This window comes from Burkholderia stagnalis (genome assembly GCF_039848545.1).
Lineage (GTDB): Bacteria > Pseudomonadota > Gammaproteobacteria > Burkholderiales > Burkholderiaceae > Burkholderia > Burkholderia stagnalis.
The window spans coordinates 91,983-107,074 of record NZ_CP156686.1; the positions used below are offsets into that span (position 1 = coordinate 91,983).

Genomic DNA, 15,092 nt, shown 5'->3' on the forward strand with positions numbered 1-15,092 from the left:
TTGCGACGCACGACCCGCTCAGACGCGTTGCAGATGTTCGTCGACGAGCGGCGCAATCGCGGCCGCATGAACGGCGGCGAGGTCGTGCCGCCCGCCCGGCACGACGTGCAGCCGCGCGTCGGGCAGCCGTTCGAGCAGGCGTTTGCCGGCCGCGACCGGGCTGATCGGATCCGCGTCGCCCCACAGCAGCAGCGCCGGTTGCGCGACCCGGCCCAGTTCGCCCGACAGATCGGCGCTGAACGACACGAACCAGTCCGGAAGATGCGGATTCGCGCTGACGAAGTCGGCCCGCCAGTCCTGCGCGCCGAGCCCCTGCATGTCGAGCCCGCCGGACGTGACCGTCAGCACCAGGTGCGTGACCTGTTCGGGCCGTTCGAGCGCCGCGCGCAGCGCGATCACGCCGCCCATCGATTGCGCGATCACGGCCGTGGGCCGGTCGAGGTGGCGCAGCACGCGCCGCACGAGGCCGTCGAAGTCGCGCACGTCGGGATCGTCCGGTTCGGCGCCGAAGCCCGGATAGGCGACCACGCGCCGCTCGGCGGGGTGGGTCAAATGATCGATCAGCGGCTGCCAGAACGCGGTGCTGCCCGAGGCGCCCGGCAGGAAAAGCAGTTGTGATGGAACCGGCATATCGGTTGGATTCCCCTTGATGGATGTGGTGGCGATGGCGCGCGTAAGGCCGTTCCGTTCAGCACCGCCCGCTGCGCAGCGCGACGGACCAGTCGTCGCGCCCGAGCGCGGCGGCGGTGGCCGCCGCCGTCTGCCAGTCGTATTCGATCGCATGGAACTCGACGGCCCAGCCGGACGCCGTGCGCGACGCCATCGCATAGCGCGCGTGCGGCGAGCCCGTCTCGATCCTGTGCGGGAACGGCAGGTCGTCCGCAAACGCCTGCAGGCCGACGCTGCCCGGGTTCACGATCAGGCGGCCGTCGTCGAGCGCGAGCGCGCGCGGCACGTGCGTGTGGCCGCACAGGATCAGCGACGCCGCCGTGTCGCCGGCACGCTGCTTCGCTTCGTCGTGCGTCGCCGCGCGGCAGCCGTCCGCGGTGACGGTCTCCAGAAAGTATTCGAGGTCGCTGGCCGGCGTGCCGTGCACCAGCAGCACGTCGTCGCCCAGCGTGAGACGGGTGGGCAGGCTCGCGAGCCACGCGAGCTGATCGGCGCGCAGCGTGTCGTGCGCGTGCCGGTCGGACAGCCCCATTGCGCCGCGCAGGCCTTCGAGCACCTGCCGTTCGTGATTGCCCCGGATGGTGGGCAGGCCGAGCGGCATCAGGCGGTCCGCGGTTTCGCGCGGGTGGAGCGCGCCGGACAGGATGTCGCCGAGATTGACGATCACGTCGGCGCCGCGTCGGCGGATGTCGTCCAGGACGGCGTCGAGGGCGGCCAGGTTGCCGTGGATGTCGGAGAGCGCGGCTATTTTCATGGGCGGGGAGCGGGGAGCGGGGGGCGGAGAGGCGATTGTCGCGAATTCGCGGGATGCGCGCATCAGTCCGTCGACAGCCGCGCATACAGCTGGAAATTGCCGGGCGTGCCGCGCACCATCCGGTACGCGCGCAGCAGCCCTTCGTAGCGATAGCGGCACTTTTGCAGCACGCGGGCCGACGCCGCGTTGGTGTCGAGCACGGCGCCCTGGAGGCGCACGAAGCCGTATTCGGCGAACGCCCATTCGGTGACGGCGGCGCAGGCCGCGCTCGCGATGCCGCGCCCCCAGTGCGACGGCGCGAGGTCGTAGGCGATTTCCGCGGAGCGGTTCACGCTGGAAACGGTATGCAGCCCGATCGTCCCGACCAGTGCGCCGCCGGCGCTGTCGTCGACGATCGCGAGCCGCCGGATCGAATCGGCGGCCGTCGACTCGATTCCGTCGAACAGCGGCAGCAGGCCGTCACGCGAGCGCAGGTTCCAGCTCGTGTGCAGGACGACGTCCGGGTTCGACAGATAGGCATGCCACGCGTCCATGTCGGCGCGTTCGAGCTGGCGAAGCGACAGGCCCGGGTAGCCGGGCCGGGGCGGAGCATCGATTCTCATCGTCGGATCTCGCGAGGGGCATTGGATTGCGCAGCGGCGCGTCGGCGAACTATCTCACTTTTGGAAAAAGAGTGTTTAGGGGCATCGGCTTACTCGAGGAACCGGTTCCAACTACCATGAACGCCCCGCAGCGGGGGCATCCCCGCCGCGCGACGTCTCGCGCGTTCACCAAGCGCGCGGGGGGCGCCGCGCCGCAACCCGGCGGCCGGCCATTTCAACTCGCAACAAGCCAGCTAGGGCCTGTTCACGCTAATAACGGGCTTGCGCTGGCCCCAGAAGGGCCGATCGCAAGGAATGCGACGAAGCGAATACGCGACTATTCGCGAGGCGCATGACGCAGCGATCGGCCCTTCTGGGGGCCAGCCCCACACATGACTTTTTCAAATCAGGGGAACGTGCCTTTCCGCCCGCATTGCCGCGTCGTTCGTCGTTGCAATAGCGACGGCTATTGCGCCTCCTCTCTCCTTGCCCTGTGGGCGCAAAGGCACGTTCGCAAGCCCGTTATCAGCGTGAGCAGGCCCTGGAACAACGGGTCAAACGCCCGGAGACGCCAAAACCATGAACAAGCAACTGATCGCAGCGCCGCTGCTGCTTTCGCTCGCCGGCATCGCGTCCGCGCAGAGCGCCGTCACGCTGTACGGCATCGTCGATGCGGGAATCACCTATCGCAGCAACGAGCGTGTCGGCACCCCGGGCGCGTACACGGGGCATTCGAACGTCGGGCTCACGTCCGGCAACCTGTCCGGCAGCCGCTGGGGCATCAAGGGCACCGAGGATCTCGGCGGCGGCCTGCGTGCGCTGTTCGTCCTCGAAAACGGCTTCGACATCGCCAACGGCACGTCCGGCCAGGGCGGCCGCCAGTTCGGCCGGCAGGCGTTCGTCGGCGTCGGCAGCGATCGCTACGGCACGGTCACGCTCGGCCGCCAGTACACGTCGCTCGACGACTTCGTGAGCCCGGTCGGGCCGTCGTCGTTCATCGGCGGGTTCGGCGCGCACCCGGGCGACATCGACGATCTCGACCAGACCGCGCGCGTCGACGGCTCGATCAAGTACACGAGCGCGAACTACGCGGGCTTCACGTTCGGCGCGCTGTACGGCTTCGGCGGCCAGCCGGGCAGCATGAAGCAGCGCAATACGTGGAGCGTCGGCGCGGCATATGCGGCGGGCCCGCTGCGCGTGGGCGTCGGCTACGAGCGCTCGGACAACAGCAAGACCGGCCCGGCCGACAAGACGGCCGGCAAGTGGCAGGGCAGCGACGATGGCCTGTTCAATTCGTCGATCAACGAGGGCTACGCGAGCGCGCAGTCGCAGCAGATCATCGCGACGGGCGCGACGCTCGACTTCGGCGCGGCGCTCGTCGGCGTGAACTACAGCAACGTGCAGTACCGCGCCGGCGACCAGTCGCGCTTCTCCGGCCACGCGACCTTCAACGTCGCGGGCATCTTCGCGCGCTGGAAGGTGCGCACGCAGACGCAACTGTTCGCCGGCTACAGCTACACGCGCGGCAGCGACGTCGACGGCATCGACGATCGCGCGCAGTACCACAACGTCACGCTCGGCGCGGTCTACGACCTGTCGAAGCGCACCAGCGTGTATCTGCTCGGCGCGTACCAGCATGCGTCCGGCACGACGCTCGACGCGCTCGGCCGCCCGGTCGCGGCAACCGCGTCGGTGTCGGACAAGGCGAACAGCCATTCGTCCGATACGCGCTCGCAGACGATCGTCAGCGTCGGCCTGCGCCAGCGGTTCTGACGGAAGGCGGCGGCCGGCCGGCATGTCGCCCCTATGCCTGGGCCTCTTTCCAGGGAGGCCACATGACGCGAATGCGTGCTCCCGGGAGGCACGGCCGATCCGCCTCCCGTTCCCCTGCGATTTCATTCCCCCGCGCATTCCGGAATTGACTATAAATATTCGAATATTAATTTTTGCTTGCATTCGAATTTCATTCTGTAATGATTGAATGAATTTCCGGTGATTTCAGGAAAAGCGCGTCAATACGAAAAAATGACGCACGATTTCTTGAGCAAACCGGAAGAAAGTGCCGAAAGCGCGTCGCCGCCGGCCGAACGGGCGAAGGCGCGCCGCGAATGCGTAACAAAACTGGCGCGGCCGAATGCGCGTGATGAACAATGCATCACGCCGCCGGTGCGTCATTCAATGCAATCACCAATGTTTCATGTCCGGCGATTTAGATTGTCCGGGGACGACCGTCAGGAGCGGATTATTCATGTTCAAGAAATTGATTCGCGCGGCATGGCTCGGTGCATGGATCGCAATGCTGGCGTCGGCCGCCCATGCGCAATATTCGACCGACTGGATTGCGAACACGTTCGGCACGATCGCCGCGCACGTCGGCAACGGCGCGCGATCGATGTGGGTCGCGCCGGAAGGTGTGGTCTACACGGCATCCCGCTGGGACGAGAACGCGGGCGGCGTCGCGATGTACCAGAACGGCCAGGGCATCGGCACGATCGGCCTGCACGACGAGTTCCACGGCGGCGCGATCACCGGCAACGCATCGTCGATCTTCGTCGCGCTCGGCTACAACCGCACGTTCGGCAGCGGCTCGGTGGGGCGCTACAACCGCTCGACGAACACCCGCGACCTGCGGATTCCGGTCAGCGTGTGGACGGGCGTCCAGTACGCCGACGTGATCACCGGGCTCGCGACGGCCGGCACGCTGCTGTACGTCAGCGATTTCTACGGCAATCGCGTGCGGGTGTTCACGACCGACGGCGTCTGGCAGCGCGACATCGGCGTAACGGGCCCCGGCGCGCTCGCGCTCGATGCGGCCGGCAACCTGTGGGTCGCGCGGATGAGCGCGGGCGTGGTCGTGCAGTACAGCCCGGCCGGCGCGCTGCTGAACACGATCCAGATGCCGGCCGGCGCGCGGCCGTCCGCGCTGTATTTCGACGCGTCGACCGGGCTGCTGATGGTGGGGGACCAGGGCCCCGACATGAACATCAAGCACTACAGCATCGTCGGCATTCCGGCGCAGGTCGGCTCGTTCGGCGTGCTGGGCGGCTATCTCGACTCCACGTCGGGGATCAAGGGGCAGGTGGGCGACAAGCGCTTCACGCGCGTCGTGGGCATCGGCAAGGACGCGGCCGGCAACCTGTACGTGCTCAACAACGCGTGGGGCGGCGGCTGGGATCTCGGGCGCAACGGCAGCACCGATCTGCATGCGTACAGCCCGGCCGGCGCGCTGCAATGGAAGCTGCAGGCGCTCAACTTCGAAGGCATCGGCGCGCCGGACCCGGTGACGGACGGCGCGTACTTCTACAGCGGCAACAACATCTACACCGGCACCGCGGGCGGCACGTTCGTCGCGAACACGATCGATCCGTTCACCTACAAGAACGATCCGCGTCTCGACATCAAGGACTACCAGCGCGGCCAGTTTTTCGGGCAGCTCGTGGCGGTGGGCGGCAACCGGATCCTCGTGGCGTCCGGGCAGAACCCCGGCAACTTCAACTTCTATTACTTCAACGCGGCAAACGGCTATATCGCGATTCCGGCCGGCATGCTGCCGGGCAAGCCGTTCCGGACCACCCTGCAGGTCACGGCGGGCTTCTGCATCGACGGCAACGGTGACGTGTGGGCCGGCCTGAACGGCACGAACGCGATCACCCGCTACCCGATGACCGGCTTCGACGCGACCGGCAAGCCGTCGTGGGGCCTGGCCACGACGACGCCGGTGCCGGCCACCGTCGCGCCCACCACGCGCATCGTCTACCAGTCGGACAGCGACACGATGATCCTCGCGCAGGGCCTCGCCGGGAACTGGGACTGGACCGCGATGAACGGGCACATCGAGGTCTATCACGGCTGGAAGGCCGGCAACACGACCGCGCCGAACCCGGTGATCGACCTGACCAGCGCGAACCCGAAATCGATCGCGGCGGCCGGCCGCTACCTGTTCGTCGGGTACGTGCACACGGTGCCGAACATCGACGTGTTCGACCTGAACACCGGCAGCCTCGTCGCCACGCTGACGAATTCGAACCCGGCTGCGATGGACGTCGGCAACGACGTGGACTCGATGTACGGGATCCGCGCGTATCTGCGCTCGACCGGCGAGTACGTGATCACGAAGGACAACTACAACGGGTCCAGCATCGTCGTGTACCGCTGGCGGCCGTGACCGAGGCGGCGCGCTCGGCTCAGCGCGCGCCGGCTGCGCCGGGTGCGCCGAGCACGCGCCCGTTCACGGTCAGGCCGTACATCGAGTCGGGCGTGTCGTGGAACTGCGCGCGCGTCGCGGCCACCGATCCGGTGAAGCGCGGGTCCTGCGGGCGTTCGTGGCTGTCCATGAACGTCGCGACGTCCCACGCTTGCTGGTCGGTCAGCGTGCCGCCGAGCCCGAGCGGCATGTTGGCCTTGATGAAGCCGGCCGCGTTGCGGATGTCGCTCATCCCCGCGCCCCAGTTGAACGAGCGCGCCCCCCAGAGCGGCGGGAACACCGGCTTGCCGCCGCTCGACTGGCCCTGCCCGTCGGCGCCGTGGCACAGCGCGCAGTGCTGCGCGTAGACTGCGCTGCCGCGCGCGTAGTCGGCCTTCAGCGCGGGCGGCGGCAGCTTCGGGAAGCCTTGGCCCGGCAGCTTCTCGCCGATCGGCGCGCCTTTCGCGAGCCAGTACGCGTAGGTTTCGAGCGCCACCAGGATCGGGTCGCCGTTCGGCGGCGCCTTGCCGTTCATGCTGTAGCGGAAGCAGCCCTGCAGGCGTTCGGCGAACGTGTTCACGTGGCCGTTCTTGATGCGGTACGCCGGATACAGCGGATACGCGCCCCACATCGGGCTCGCATCGGGGCGGCGGCCCGCGTCGAGGTGGCAGCTCGCGCAGGTCAGCCGGTTGCCGACGTACTTGCCGGCGAATTCGGGCGTATGCAGGAAGATCTGCTCGCCGAGCTTCACGGTCTTGCCGAAGTCGCCGCCGGGCATCGCCGATTCGGCGGGCGGCGTGAAGCGTCTCGCGGGGGCGGCGGCGTCGGTCGCGGAAGCGGCGGCGGGTGCGGGTGCGGGCGCGGCCGGCGCATCGGCGGCGAACCCCGAACCGCTTGCCGTCCACAGCAGCGCGGCGAGCGTGCCGCGCACCCACCCGGACAGGAATCGATCGATCATGGCGTGCTCCGTTGCGTGGCGGCGATGGCCGGCGTGGCGCCGGTGCGGGCGTAGTAGGCGGCCACCGCGTCGATGTCCGCGTCGGACAGCTTGCCGGCGATGTGCGGCATCAGCGCCATCGGCCCGGGCGGACGGGTGCCTTGCTGCCACGCATGCAACTGGCCCGCGAGATAGGCGGCCGGCTGCCCGGCCAGCGGCGGAAACGCGGCGCCCACGCCGATGCCGCCGGGGCCGTGGCACTGCGCGCACGCGGGCAGGCCGTCGGTCCAGCGTCCGCGTGTCGCGAGCCATGCGCCGGTGTCGGACGGCGCGATCGGCGCATCGTCGCCCGCCGCGATGCCGGGCGGCGCGGGCAGCGCCGCGAAATACGCGGCTACCGCGTCGCGCTCGGGCGCCGACAGCAGCTTCGCGAGCGGCTGCATGACCGGGTTCTGGCGGCTGCCGTCCGCGAACGCGGCGAGCTGCGCCGACAGATAGGCGGCCGGCACGCCGGCAAGACGCGGAAAGCCGGCCGCCGCGATGCCCTCGCCGTGCGCGCCGTGGCAGCCGATGCACGCGGCCGCGCCCGTCGCGCTGCCTTGCGTCGCGATGGTCTTGCCGAGCGCCGCGTCGGCCGCGTGCGCGCCGGGCGCGGCCGACAGCAGGCCGGCGGCGGCCAGCCACGCGGCGGCCGCGCGGCGGCGCGGCTTCACGATCGAATCGTTCAAGTCTCCTCCGGTGTGGGGATGCGTTCTATTTGTTGCTATGGGTGCGTCTGTTCAGCCTGCGTGTTCGTGTCGGCACCTGCATCGGCATCGTAGCGCCCGAAGCCGTAGCGCTGGAAGATCCGGAACGCATCCGGCGAGCGCAGGAACGCAAGCCACTGGCGCGCCGCTTCCCGATGCGGCGCATCCTTCACCAGCGCGCCCGCGTAGATCTCGGTGGCGTTCTGCGCGGCCGGAATGTCGACGTGGCCCAGCGGATGCCCGGCCTGCTCGTGGAACATCGCTTCGGAGCGCCACAGCACGCCGGCGTCGGCGCGCCCCTGCATCAGGAACAGCGCCGTCTCGCGATGATGGATGCGGGTCAGCTCGGTCGTGCCGGCCCGCACCTTGTCGTCGTAGACGGCGCGCGCGAGCCCGTCGCCGCCCGCCTTGACGAGCGACGCCCGGATCTGCCGCGCGACGCCCTCGAATTCGGGGTTGGGCATCGCGAGCCGCAGGCCCGGTTTCGCGAGATCGTTCAGCGATGCAATGCGTGCCGGGTTGCCCGCGCGCACCATGATCGTCAGCTGGTTGGTCACGTACGGCACCGCGGGGCCCGTGAGCGTGCCGTCCGCGATCAGCTCGTTGACCTTCGACAGGCCCGCGAAATACGCGTCGGGCTTGACCGTCCACGTCATGTTGCCGACGGTGATCGTGCCGCCGGCCTTGATCTGCGTGACGAGCAGGCCGGGCGGGATCGTCTCCCAGAAGATCTTGCCGCGAAACTCGGGGTGGTCCTGCTCGAACTGCGCGACGAGCGGCGCCATCGCGAAGAAGTAGTTGCCGCCGACGAACAGCACCAGCTTCGGGGCGCTCAGGTCGCCGTGGAAATCGGCGAGCACGTCGACCTGCGGCACCGTGAATTCGAGGCCGCGATGCAGCGCGTCGTTGTTGCGGCCGTGCTGCCACGGCGGGAACACGGTGGTGTCGGTGGCGGCGGAGGCGGAGGCGGAGGCGGCGAACGCGGCCGGTGCGCCCGATGCGGCAACGACAGCAACGGCGGCGCACATCGCGCCCGCCAGCACGGCCCGCAGGATGCGGCGTGCCCGGCGCGACACGGCCGGTGCGTGAGGGGATGTCGTCGTGTGCGTCATCTTATTTTGCGTACGAGAAACCGGCCTGGTGAAGTTCCGGCAGCGTGCCGACCGCGCCGGGCGTGACGATCGCGCTCGGGATCACATGGTTGGTCAGGTCGGCGGCGAGCGCGTCGAGCGGCAGCTTGTCCGGATTCGCGTTCGTGCCGGCGAGCCGCTCCGCGAGCTCCCAGATCGCGTTGTGGCACGTCAGGAACACGACGCCGCGCTGCAGCAGCGCGGCGATGCTGTTGTCGCGCGCGGAAAACGCGCCGTCCGCGCTTTCGTGATCGCCCGCGCCTTTCGCCTGCGCGGGCTTCGCGTCGAGCAGCGTGTTGGCCGGGAACGTGTCGCCGGCCAGTTTCGCGAGGCCGTATTTGTCCCACGCGGCCTGGTCGTACAGCGCGAGATGCGCGCTGCCGTGCGTCGCGGACACCACCAGGAAATCCGGGTGCCCGAACGCCCAGACCTGCGCGTTCAGCGCGTTGCGCATCAGGTTCAGCCACGGCCCGCCGAGCTCGGTGTTGTCCCACGCCTGCTTCGGGCCGCCGCGATAGCCGAGCACCTCGGCGAGCGCCGCGTGGTCCCACTGGTCGGGATGCTCGAGGATCATCGGGACGGTCTTGAAGTCGCGCCGCCTCGGCGTGGCGGCCAGCCGCCGCGTGAGCGCGGCGAGGCGGGCGGCGCCGCCGGGCAGCAGCGCGCCGGTGCCGGCGGTGGCCGCCTGCGGGCGGCTCGCGGCGCCGAGGAGCGCCGCGCCGGCGGCCAGGCCGAATGTCTTCAGCGCGCCGCGGCGCGCATGCGGATTCGTCATCGCGTGTCTCCGGATCGGGATTCGGTTCGACAGCCGCAGGCGCGGCGCCACGTCGAGACTGCGCAGCCAGTCTAGAGGGGCGCGATCGATCGCGGAAATCGCGATATCGGATGGGAGATATTCGGGGGCCCGATGATTCGTCTGATCAAACGGGCGCGCCGGCCGGGGCGCGCCTACCGTGCCTGCCGGCGGTCAGAACGACACCGTCGTCGTGAAGGTGACGAGGCGCGGCTCGCCCACCGCCACGATCAGGTTGCTGTTGCTCGACGGGTAGTAGGTCTTGTCGAGCAGGTTCTTCACGTTGAGCTGGAAGCGCGTCGGGAACTTGCCGATCGTCGTTTCATATGCTGCGAACGCGTCGACGGTCACGTAGCCGGGCAGCGTGAAGCGGTTCGCCGTATCCCCGGGCCGCGCGCCGACGAACCGTGCGCCGCCGCCGAAGCGCCAGCGGCCCGGCAGGTTCGCGAGCGCGGTGTCGTACACCGCGAACAGGCTGCCGGTATGGCGCGCGACGTTGATCAGCGGCAGGTTCGCTTCGCGGTCGTTCGCGTTCGTGTACGCGTAGCTGCCGATCACGCTCCAGTGGCGCGTGAGCTGCCCCGCGACGTCGAGTTCGACCCCGCGCGAGCGCGCGGCGCCGATCGTCGACGTCACGTTGTCGACGGTCACCGCGACGTTGCGTTTGTCGATCTGGTAGACCGCGAGCGTGCCGGTGATCGCACGCGCGACGTTGAACTTGAGGCCGGCCTCCACCACGCGGCCCGATTCCGGCGCGAGCGGCGCGGCGGCGTTCGACGACACGTTCGTCTTGAACGAGCGGCTCACGTTCGCATACGCGGTCAGCGACGGCGTGATCGCGTATGCCAGCCCGAATTGCGGCAGCCACACGTTCCCGTGCGAGCGGTCCGCGTACACGAACGGCCGGCCCATCCCCGATTCCTGCTGCCAGTCCTCCCAGCGCAGCCCGGCCACCGCGGTGAGCCGTTCGGTGAGGTTCACCGAGTCCTGCAGCACGATCGAGTACGCGTGCACCTTCGACAGGCTGTCGCTTTGCGCGCGGTTCGGCGTGCCGCCGGGCGCGAGCAGGCCGTAGACGGGATCGAACAGGTTGAAGCCCGGCGTCGCCTTGCCGCGGATCGTGTCGCCGCGGAAGCTGCGCTGCCGCTCGTATTCGCCGCCGACGTAGAGCGCATGCTTCATCCCCGCGAGCGTCACGTTGCCGAGCAGGCCGAGCGTCGCGATCTGGTCCGAATCGTTGCGCCCGAGGTTCGCGTCGGACGAGCGCATCATCGCGCCCGTCGCGCCGTTCAGGCTCGTGGCGCGGGTGATGGTCTGCGCATAGCGGTCGCGGCCCCAGCCATACGTCGCGCGAAGCCGCCACGCGTCGGACAGGCGATGCTCGACGCGCGCGCGGAACGTCTCCTGGATGCCGCTGCTCTGCGACCACGCCTCCTCGTAGCGGCGATAGCGCAGCGAATCGTCGAGCCGGCCGTTGACGAGCGCGGTGCCGCGGTCGAACGGCGTCGTGTAGTCGACGTACTGGTAGCTGACGTCGATCGACGTGTTCGCGTCGTGCCAGGACAGCGCGGGCGCGATCAGCGCGTCGCGCTGGCGGCCGAACGTGCGCCAGTAGCGGCTCGTGTCGTATTCGCCGGTGAGGCGGAACGCGAGCGTGCCGCCCGCGACCTGGCCCGGCTTGCCGAGCGGGCCCGTGAGGTCGAACGTCGCGCCCGCGCCGCCGTGGCTCGTGCGCGTCGCGGAGATCGCGCCGCCGAACGTGTCCTCCGGCTTGCGCGTGACGAGGTTGATCACGCCGCCCGGGTCCTGCATCCCGTAGAGCAGCGACGCGGGGCCCTTCAGCACCTCGACGCGGTCGATCGTCGCGAGATAGCTGTGCAGCACCGGCGTGCGCACGCCGTCGACGAGCACGGAGCCGTCGTTGTTCGAGCCGAAGCCGCGCTTGATGAACGCGTCGCGCGTGCCGCCGAGCGTGTTGGTCTGCGTGACGCCGCTGATGTTGCCGAGCACGTCGTCGAGCGAACGGGCCTGCTGGTCCTGCATCACGCTGCTGCTCACGACCGCGACGGATTGCGGGATCTTCTCGAGCGGCGTGTCCTGCGCGCCCGCGATCGACGTGGTGCGCGGCTGGTAGCCGATGGTCGGATCGGCGACGGCCGATGCGTTGACGCTGATCGTCGGCAGGGCCGGCGCAGCGGGGGGCGCATCGGCCCCGGCGGTGTCGTCGGTGCCGGCATGCGCGCCGCTCGCGATGCAGAACGTGATCAGGGCGGGCAGGCTTGCGTGCAACGGGCGGAAGGCGCGGGCGCGGCGGGTCGTTCGGCGGACAGGCATGAATCGGTAGCGGATGGGAAGCGGGAAATCGGGAACACGATGGCCGGCGCCAGGGCGGCCGGAGGCGGCATCATATTGTTAATGAGAATCATTTGCAATAAGAGCGTGAGCCGGACTCACGTTGAACGCCGTTTCCGGCGGGGCCCGGGAAGACCGTTTCCGCCGATTCCGGCCGCGCGGCGACGCGATTGCACCGCCATAGGCCGTCTGCTACCGTAGCGCGCGCATTCGCACGCATCGCCATGACAAGAGCGCGCGATCGCAGCCATTCGCCGTCGGCCGAACAACTGAAAACACGACGGCGAACCTCGCGGCGCATGACGGGGCATCCGGCACGGCGCCGTCTTTTACTTCAAGACCTGAGAGACCACAAGATGAACACCATTTCCGCACGACATGCGGCGGCCGCGCTCGCGGCCTGCGCCGCGCTGGCTGGCGTCGGGCAGTGCGCGGTGGCCGCGCCGGCCGACGGCGCCGCGATCGACACGCAATACGGGGCCGTGATCGAGGCGTACACGAAAGACATGGCCGCGGCCAAGGCGAAATACGACGGCAAGCGGCTCGCGTTCGTCGGCGCGGTGATCCGGATGGGCAGCGACCCGGGCGGCACGTATTTCGGTGCGGTGACGAGCGACGGCGCGCAGTTCGACACCCATTTCGACGCGGCCGACCAGGATGCGCTGAAAGCGAAATTCCCGGGGCGCGAGATCAAGGCGTTCACGGCATCCGGGAACCTGCGCTTCAGTTGCCTGAACGAAGGCTACGTCGACGCACCGGTGCTGCCGGGGCTCAAGCTCACGCACTGCCGCCTGGCGGATTGACCGACTGACTGATCGACCGGCGGCGCGCTCACGCGCGCGCGCCGGCCCCTTCCAGCCGCCGCACCGCTTCGGCCACCTCGTTCCTGAAACGCACGAGCGCCGCCTGTTCCGGCGCGGGCGACTGCATGGCCGCCCACAGCATGTCGATCAGCTGCGCGGCGGTGGCCTCCGTATCGAGCTTGCGGTGCCCGAGGATCGCGTCCCACAGCACGTGCTCCATCGGGCCGAACACCATCGAGCGCAGCAGGCTCAGCGGCAGGTCGGTGCGCACCTGGCCGGCCGCCTGGCCGCGCGCGAGCACGTCCATCAGCGGCGCCGTGTAGCGCCGCTGCAGCGCGGTCAGCTCGTCGCTCAGCGCGTGCTGTTTCGCGCGGCCTTCCGACAGCACGAGCGCGCACAGCCCGGTGCCGTTCACGAGCATCAGCCGCAGGTGGGTGTGCACGATGAACGCGAACTGCTGGTGCACCGGCGCGTCGAGCGGCATGCCGTGCTCGAACGCCGCGATGATTTCGTCGTACCAGTCCGCGATCACCCGCGCGCACAGCTCGCGCTTGCCGCGGAAGTAGCTGAACACGGTCGCCTCGGACACGCCTACCCGCTGCGCGATCTCGGCGGCGGTCGCGTGCTCGTAGCCCTTTTCGGCGAACACTTCACGTCCGGCGCGCAGGATGTCCTGCACGCGCTGCTGGGATTTGCGGCCGGCGGGCGCGCGGGGCGCGTCGGCGCGGTCGGCTTTGACGGTGGCGGTCATGGTGTCGGAAGCGGCGGCTGTCATTCGGCGATCATATCTGAGTATCACTCAAAAAACTATTGACGACGGCCCGCGCCAGGCGCGACACTACGCAAAATTTCCGCAGTATTGGCTAACAAATCGGCGCAGCATCCGGTTTTGAGCAAAACTCAGAAATCGGTGCGCGCAACGCACTTTCTGGAGACGGAGGAGACATGAGCAACCTGCCCGGCGTGCAATTCATGCTCGGTGAAGACATCGAGATGCTGCGCGACGCCGTCGCGACTTTCGCGGCGAAGGAAATCGCGCCGCGCGCGGCGGAGGTCGACCGCACCGACCAGTTCCCGATGGACCTGTGGCGCAAGTTCGGCGACCTGGGCGTGCTCGGCATGACCGTCGCCGAGGAATACGGCGGCGCGAACATGGGCTATGTCGCGCACATGGTCGCGATGGAGGAGATCTCGCGCGCATCCGCGTCGATCGGCCTGTCGTACGGCGCGCACTCGAACCTGTGCGTGAACCAGATCCACCGCAACGGCACCGACGCGCAGAAGCAGAAATACCTGCCGAAGCTCGTGTCGGGCGAACACATCGGCGCGCTCGCGATGAGCGAGCCGAACGCCGGCTCCGACGTGGTCAGCATGAAGCTGCGCGCGGACAAGCGCGGCGATCGCTACGTGCTGAACGGCACCAAGATGTGGATCACCAACGGCCCCGATTGCGACACGCTCGTCGTCTACGCGAAGACGGACATCGAGGCCGGCCCGCGCGGCATCACCGCGTTCATCGTCGAGAAGGGGATGAAGGGCTTCTCGGTCGCGCAGAAGCTCGACAAGCTCGGCATGCGCGGCTCGCACACGGGCGAGCTGGTGTTCCAGGACGTCGAGGTGCCGGAAGAGAACATCCTCGGCCAGCTGAACGGCGGCGTGAAGGTGCTGATGAGCGGCCTCGACTACGAGCGCGCGGTGCTGTCGGGCGGCCCGACGGGCATCATGGCCGCGTGCCTCGACGCGGTCGTGCCGTACATCCACGACCGCAAGCAGTTCGGCCAGGCGATCGGCGAATTCCAGCTGATCCAGGGCAAGGTCGCCGACATGTACACGACGTTCCAGGCATGCCGCGCGTACCTGTACGCGGTCGGCCGCCACCTCGATTCGGCGGGCAGCGACCACATCCGCCAGGTGCGCAAGGACTGCGCGGGCGTGATCCTGTACACGGCCGAGAAGGCGACGTGGATGGCTGGCGAGGCGATCCAGATCCTCGGCGGCAACGGCTACATCAACGAATACCCGGTCGGCCGCCTGTGGCGCGACGCGAAGCTGTACGAGATCGGCGCCGGCACGAGCGAGATCCGCCGCATGCTGATCGGCCGCGAGCTGTTCGCGGAAACGATGTAACGCCACGCCACGTCACG

13 protein-coding genes are annotated in these 15,092 nt (G+C 69.0%); 4 read left to right on the plus strand and 9 right to left on the minus strand.

Annotation, left to right across the window (positions count from 1 at the left end):
* Window positions 1-18: 18 nt before the first annotated feature.
* From ABFO07_RS17355 to ABFO07_RS17365, 3 genes are all read right to left on the minus strand, one after another.
* On the minus strand, window positions 19-630 hold the full coding sequence (locus ABFO07_RS17355) for an alpha/beta fold hydrolase (protein WP_059563160.1): 612 nt from the start codon (window positions 628-630) through the stop codon (window positions 19-21).
* A gap of 58 nt (window positions 631-688) precedes the next feature.
* Window positions 689-1,423 carry a metallophosphoesterase family protein gene (locus ABFO07_RS17360; RefSeq protein WP_060028534.1) on the minus strand — a complete coding sequence of 245 codons (735 nt, stop codon included), beginning with the start codon at window positions 1,421-1,423 and terminating at the stop codon, window positions 689-691.
* A 62-nt stretch (window positions 1,424-1,485) separates the two neighbouring features.
* Window positions 1,486-2,025, minus strand: a complete 540-nt coding sequence (locus ABFO07_RS17365; RefSeq protein WP_060015203.1) for a GNAT family N-acetyltransferase — start codon at window positions 2,023-2,025, stop codon at window positions 1,486-1,488.
* A gap of 558 nt (window positions 2,026-2,583) precedes the next feature.
* Between ABFO07_RS17365 and ABFO07_RS17370 the strand changes: the two genes are divergently transcribed.
* Both ABFO07_RS17370 and ABFO07_RS17375 read left to right on the plus strand, forming a co-directional pair.
* Window positions 2,584-3,777 (plus strand): porin, encoded by a 1,194-nt coding sequence (locus ABFO07_RS17370; protein ID WP_060362715.1) that lies wholly within the window; start codon window positions 2,584-2,586, stop codon window positions 3,775-3,777.
* Between the two features lie 475 nt (window positions 3,778-4,252).
* Window positions 4,253-6,169 (plus strand): SMP-30/gluconolactonase/LRE family protein, encoded by a 1,917-nt coding sequence (locus ABFO07_RS17375; protein ID WP_347469335.1) that lies wholly within the window; start codon window positions 4,253-4,255, stop codon window positions 6,167-6,169.
* Window positions 6,170-6,188: 19 nt separating this feature from the next.
* Here the strand turns inward: ABFO07_RS17375 and ABFO07_RS17380 are convergent, their stop codons facing one another.
* The 5 genes from ABFO07_RS17380 to ABFO07_RS17400 form a co-directional block, all read right to left on the minus strand.
* Window positions 6,189-7,145, minus strand: a complete 957-nt coding sequence (locus ABFO07_RS17380; RefSeq protein WP_060351905.1) for a c-type cytochrome — start codon at window positions 7,143-7,145, stop codon at window positions 6,189-6,191.
* Window positions 7,142-7,852 carry a c-type cytochrome gene (locus ABFO07_RS17385; RefSeq protein WP_060351906.1) on the minus strand — a complete coding sequence of 237 codons (711 nt, stop codon included), beginning with the start codon at window positions 7,850-7,852 and terminating at the stop codon, window positions 7,142-7,144. The genes ABFO07_RS17380 and ABFO07_RS17385 overlap by 4 nt, the downstream gene beginning before the upstream one ends.
* 35 nt (window positions 7,853-7,887) lie before the next feature.
* A complete protein-coding gene (locus ABFO07_RS17390) occupies window positions 7,888-8,982 on the minus strand; it encodes a molybdate ABC transporter substrate-binding protein (RefSeq protein ID WP_347469336.1) in 1,095 nt (364 codons plus the stop codon).
* A gap of 1 nt (window position 8,983) precedes the next feature.
* The gene (locus ABFO07_RS17395; RefSeq protein ID WP_347469337.1) at window positions 8,984-9,775 is read right to left on the minus strand and encodes a transcriptional initiation protein Tat; all 792 of its coding nucleotides are present in this window, start codon (window positions 9,773-9,775) and stop codon (window positions 8,984-8,986) included.
* Between the two features lie 192 nt (window positions 9,776-9,967).
* Window positions 9,968-12,127 carry a TonB-dependent siderophore receptor gene (locus tag ABFO07_RS17400; RefSeq protein WP_322242618.1) on the minus strand — a complete coding sequence of 720 codons (2,160 nt, stop codon included), beginning with the start codon at window positions 12,125-12,127 and terminating at the stop codon, window positions 9,968-9,970.
* 374 nt (window positions 12,128-12,501) lie between these two features.
* On the opposite strand from ABFO07_RS17400, the gene ABFO07_RS17405 reads away from it, so the two are divergent.
* Entirely contained in the window at window positions 12,502-12,948 is a 447-nt protein-coding gene (locus tag ABFO07_RS17405; protein ID WP_060015215.1) for a hypothetical protein, read from the plus strand.
* Window positions 12,949-12,976: 28 nt separating this feature from the next.
* Here ABFO07_RS17405 and ABFO07_RS17410 read toward each other — a convergent pair whose 3' ends face one another.
* Window positions 12,977-13,723 carry a TetR/AcrR family transcriptional regulator gene (locus tag ABFO07_RS17410; RefSeq protein WP_347469338.1) on the minus strand — a complete coding sequence of 249 codons (747 nt, stop codon included), beginning with the start codon at window positions 13,721-13,723 and terminating at the stop codon, window positions 12,977-12,979.
* A 170-nt stretch (window positions 13,724-13,893) separates the two neighbouring features.
* Between ABFO07_RS17410 and ABFO07_RS17415 the strand changes: the two genes are divergently transcribed.
* On the plus strand, window positions 13,894-15,075 hold the full coding sequence (locus tag ABFO07_RS17415; protein ID WP_059803757.1) for an isovaleryl-CoA dehydrogenase: 1,182 nt from the start codon (window positions 13,894-13,896) through the stop codon (window positions 15,073-15,075).
* The last annotated feature ends 17 nt before the right edge of the window (window positions 15,076-15,092 follow it).

Coding starts and splice junctions, on each gene's coding strand:
- ABFO07_RS17400 (WP_322242618.1), bottom strand. CDS start 12,127: ATGCCTGTCCGCCGAACGACCCGCCGCGCCCGCGCCTTCCGCCCGTTG.
- ABFO07_RS17410 (WP_347469338.1), bottom strand. CDS start 13,723: ATGACAGCCGCCGCTTCCGACACCATGACCGCCACCGTCAAAGCCGAC.
- ABFO07_RS17375 (WP_347469335.1), top strand. CDS start 4,253: ATGTTCAAGAAATTGATTCGCGCGGCATGGCTCGGTGCATGGATCGCA.
- ABFO07_RS17380 (WP_060351905.1), bottom strand. CDS start 7,145: ATGATCGATCGATTCCTGTCCGGGTGGGTGCGCGGCACGCTCGCCGCG.
- ABFO07_RS17360 (WP_060028534.1), bottom strand. CDS start 1,423: ATGAAAATAGCCGCGCTCTCCGACATCCACGGCAACCTGGCCGCCCTC.
- ABFO07_RS17370 (WP_060362715.1), top strand. CDS start 2,584: ATGAACAAGCAACTGATCGCAGCGCCGCTGCTGCTTTCGCTCGCCGGC.
- ABFO07_RS17415 (WP_059803757.1), top strand. CDS start 13,894: ATGAGCAACCTGCCCGGCGTGCAATTCATGCTCGGTGAAGACATCGAG.
- ABFO07_RS17390 (WP_347469336.1), bottom strand. CDS start 8,982: ATGACGCACACGACGACATCCCCTCACGCACCGGCCGTGTCGCGCCGG.
- ABFO07_RS17395 (WP_347469337.1), bottom strand. CDS start 9,775: ATGACGAATCCGCATGCGCGCCGCGGCGCGCTGAAGACATTCGGCCTG.
- ABFO07_RS17405 (WP_060015215.1), top strand. CDS start 12,502: ATGAACACCATTTCCGCACGACATGCGGCGGCCGCGCTCGCGGCCTGC.
- ABFO07_RS17355 (WP_059563160.1), bottom strand. CDS start 630: ATGCCGGTTCCATCACAACTGCTTTTCCTGCCGGGCGCCTCGGGCAGC.
- ABFO07_RS17365 (WP_060015203.1), bottom strand. CDS start 2,025: ATGAGAATCGATGCTCCGCCCCGGCCCGGCTACCCGGGCCTGTCGCTT.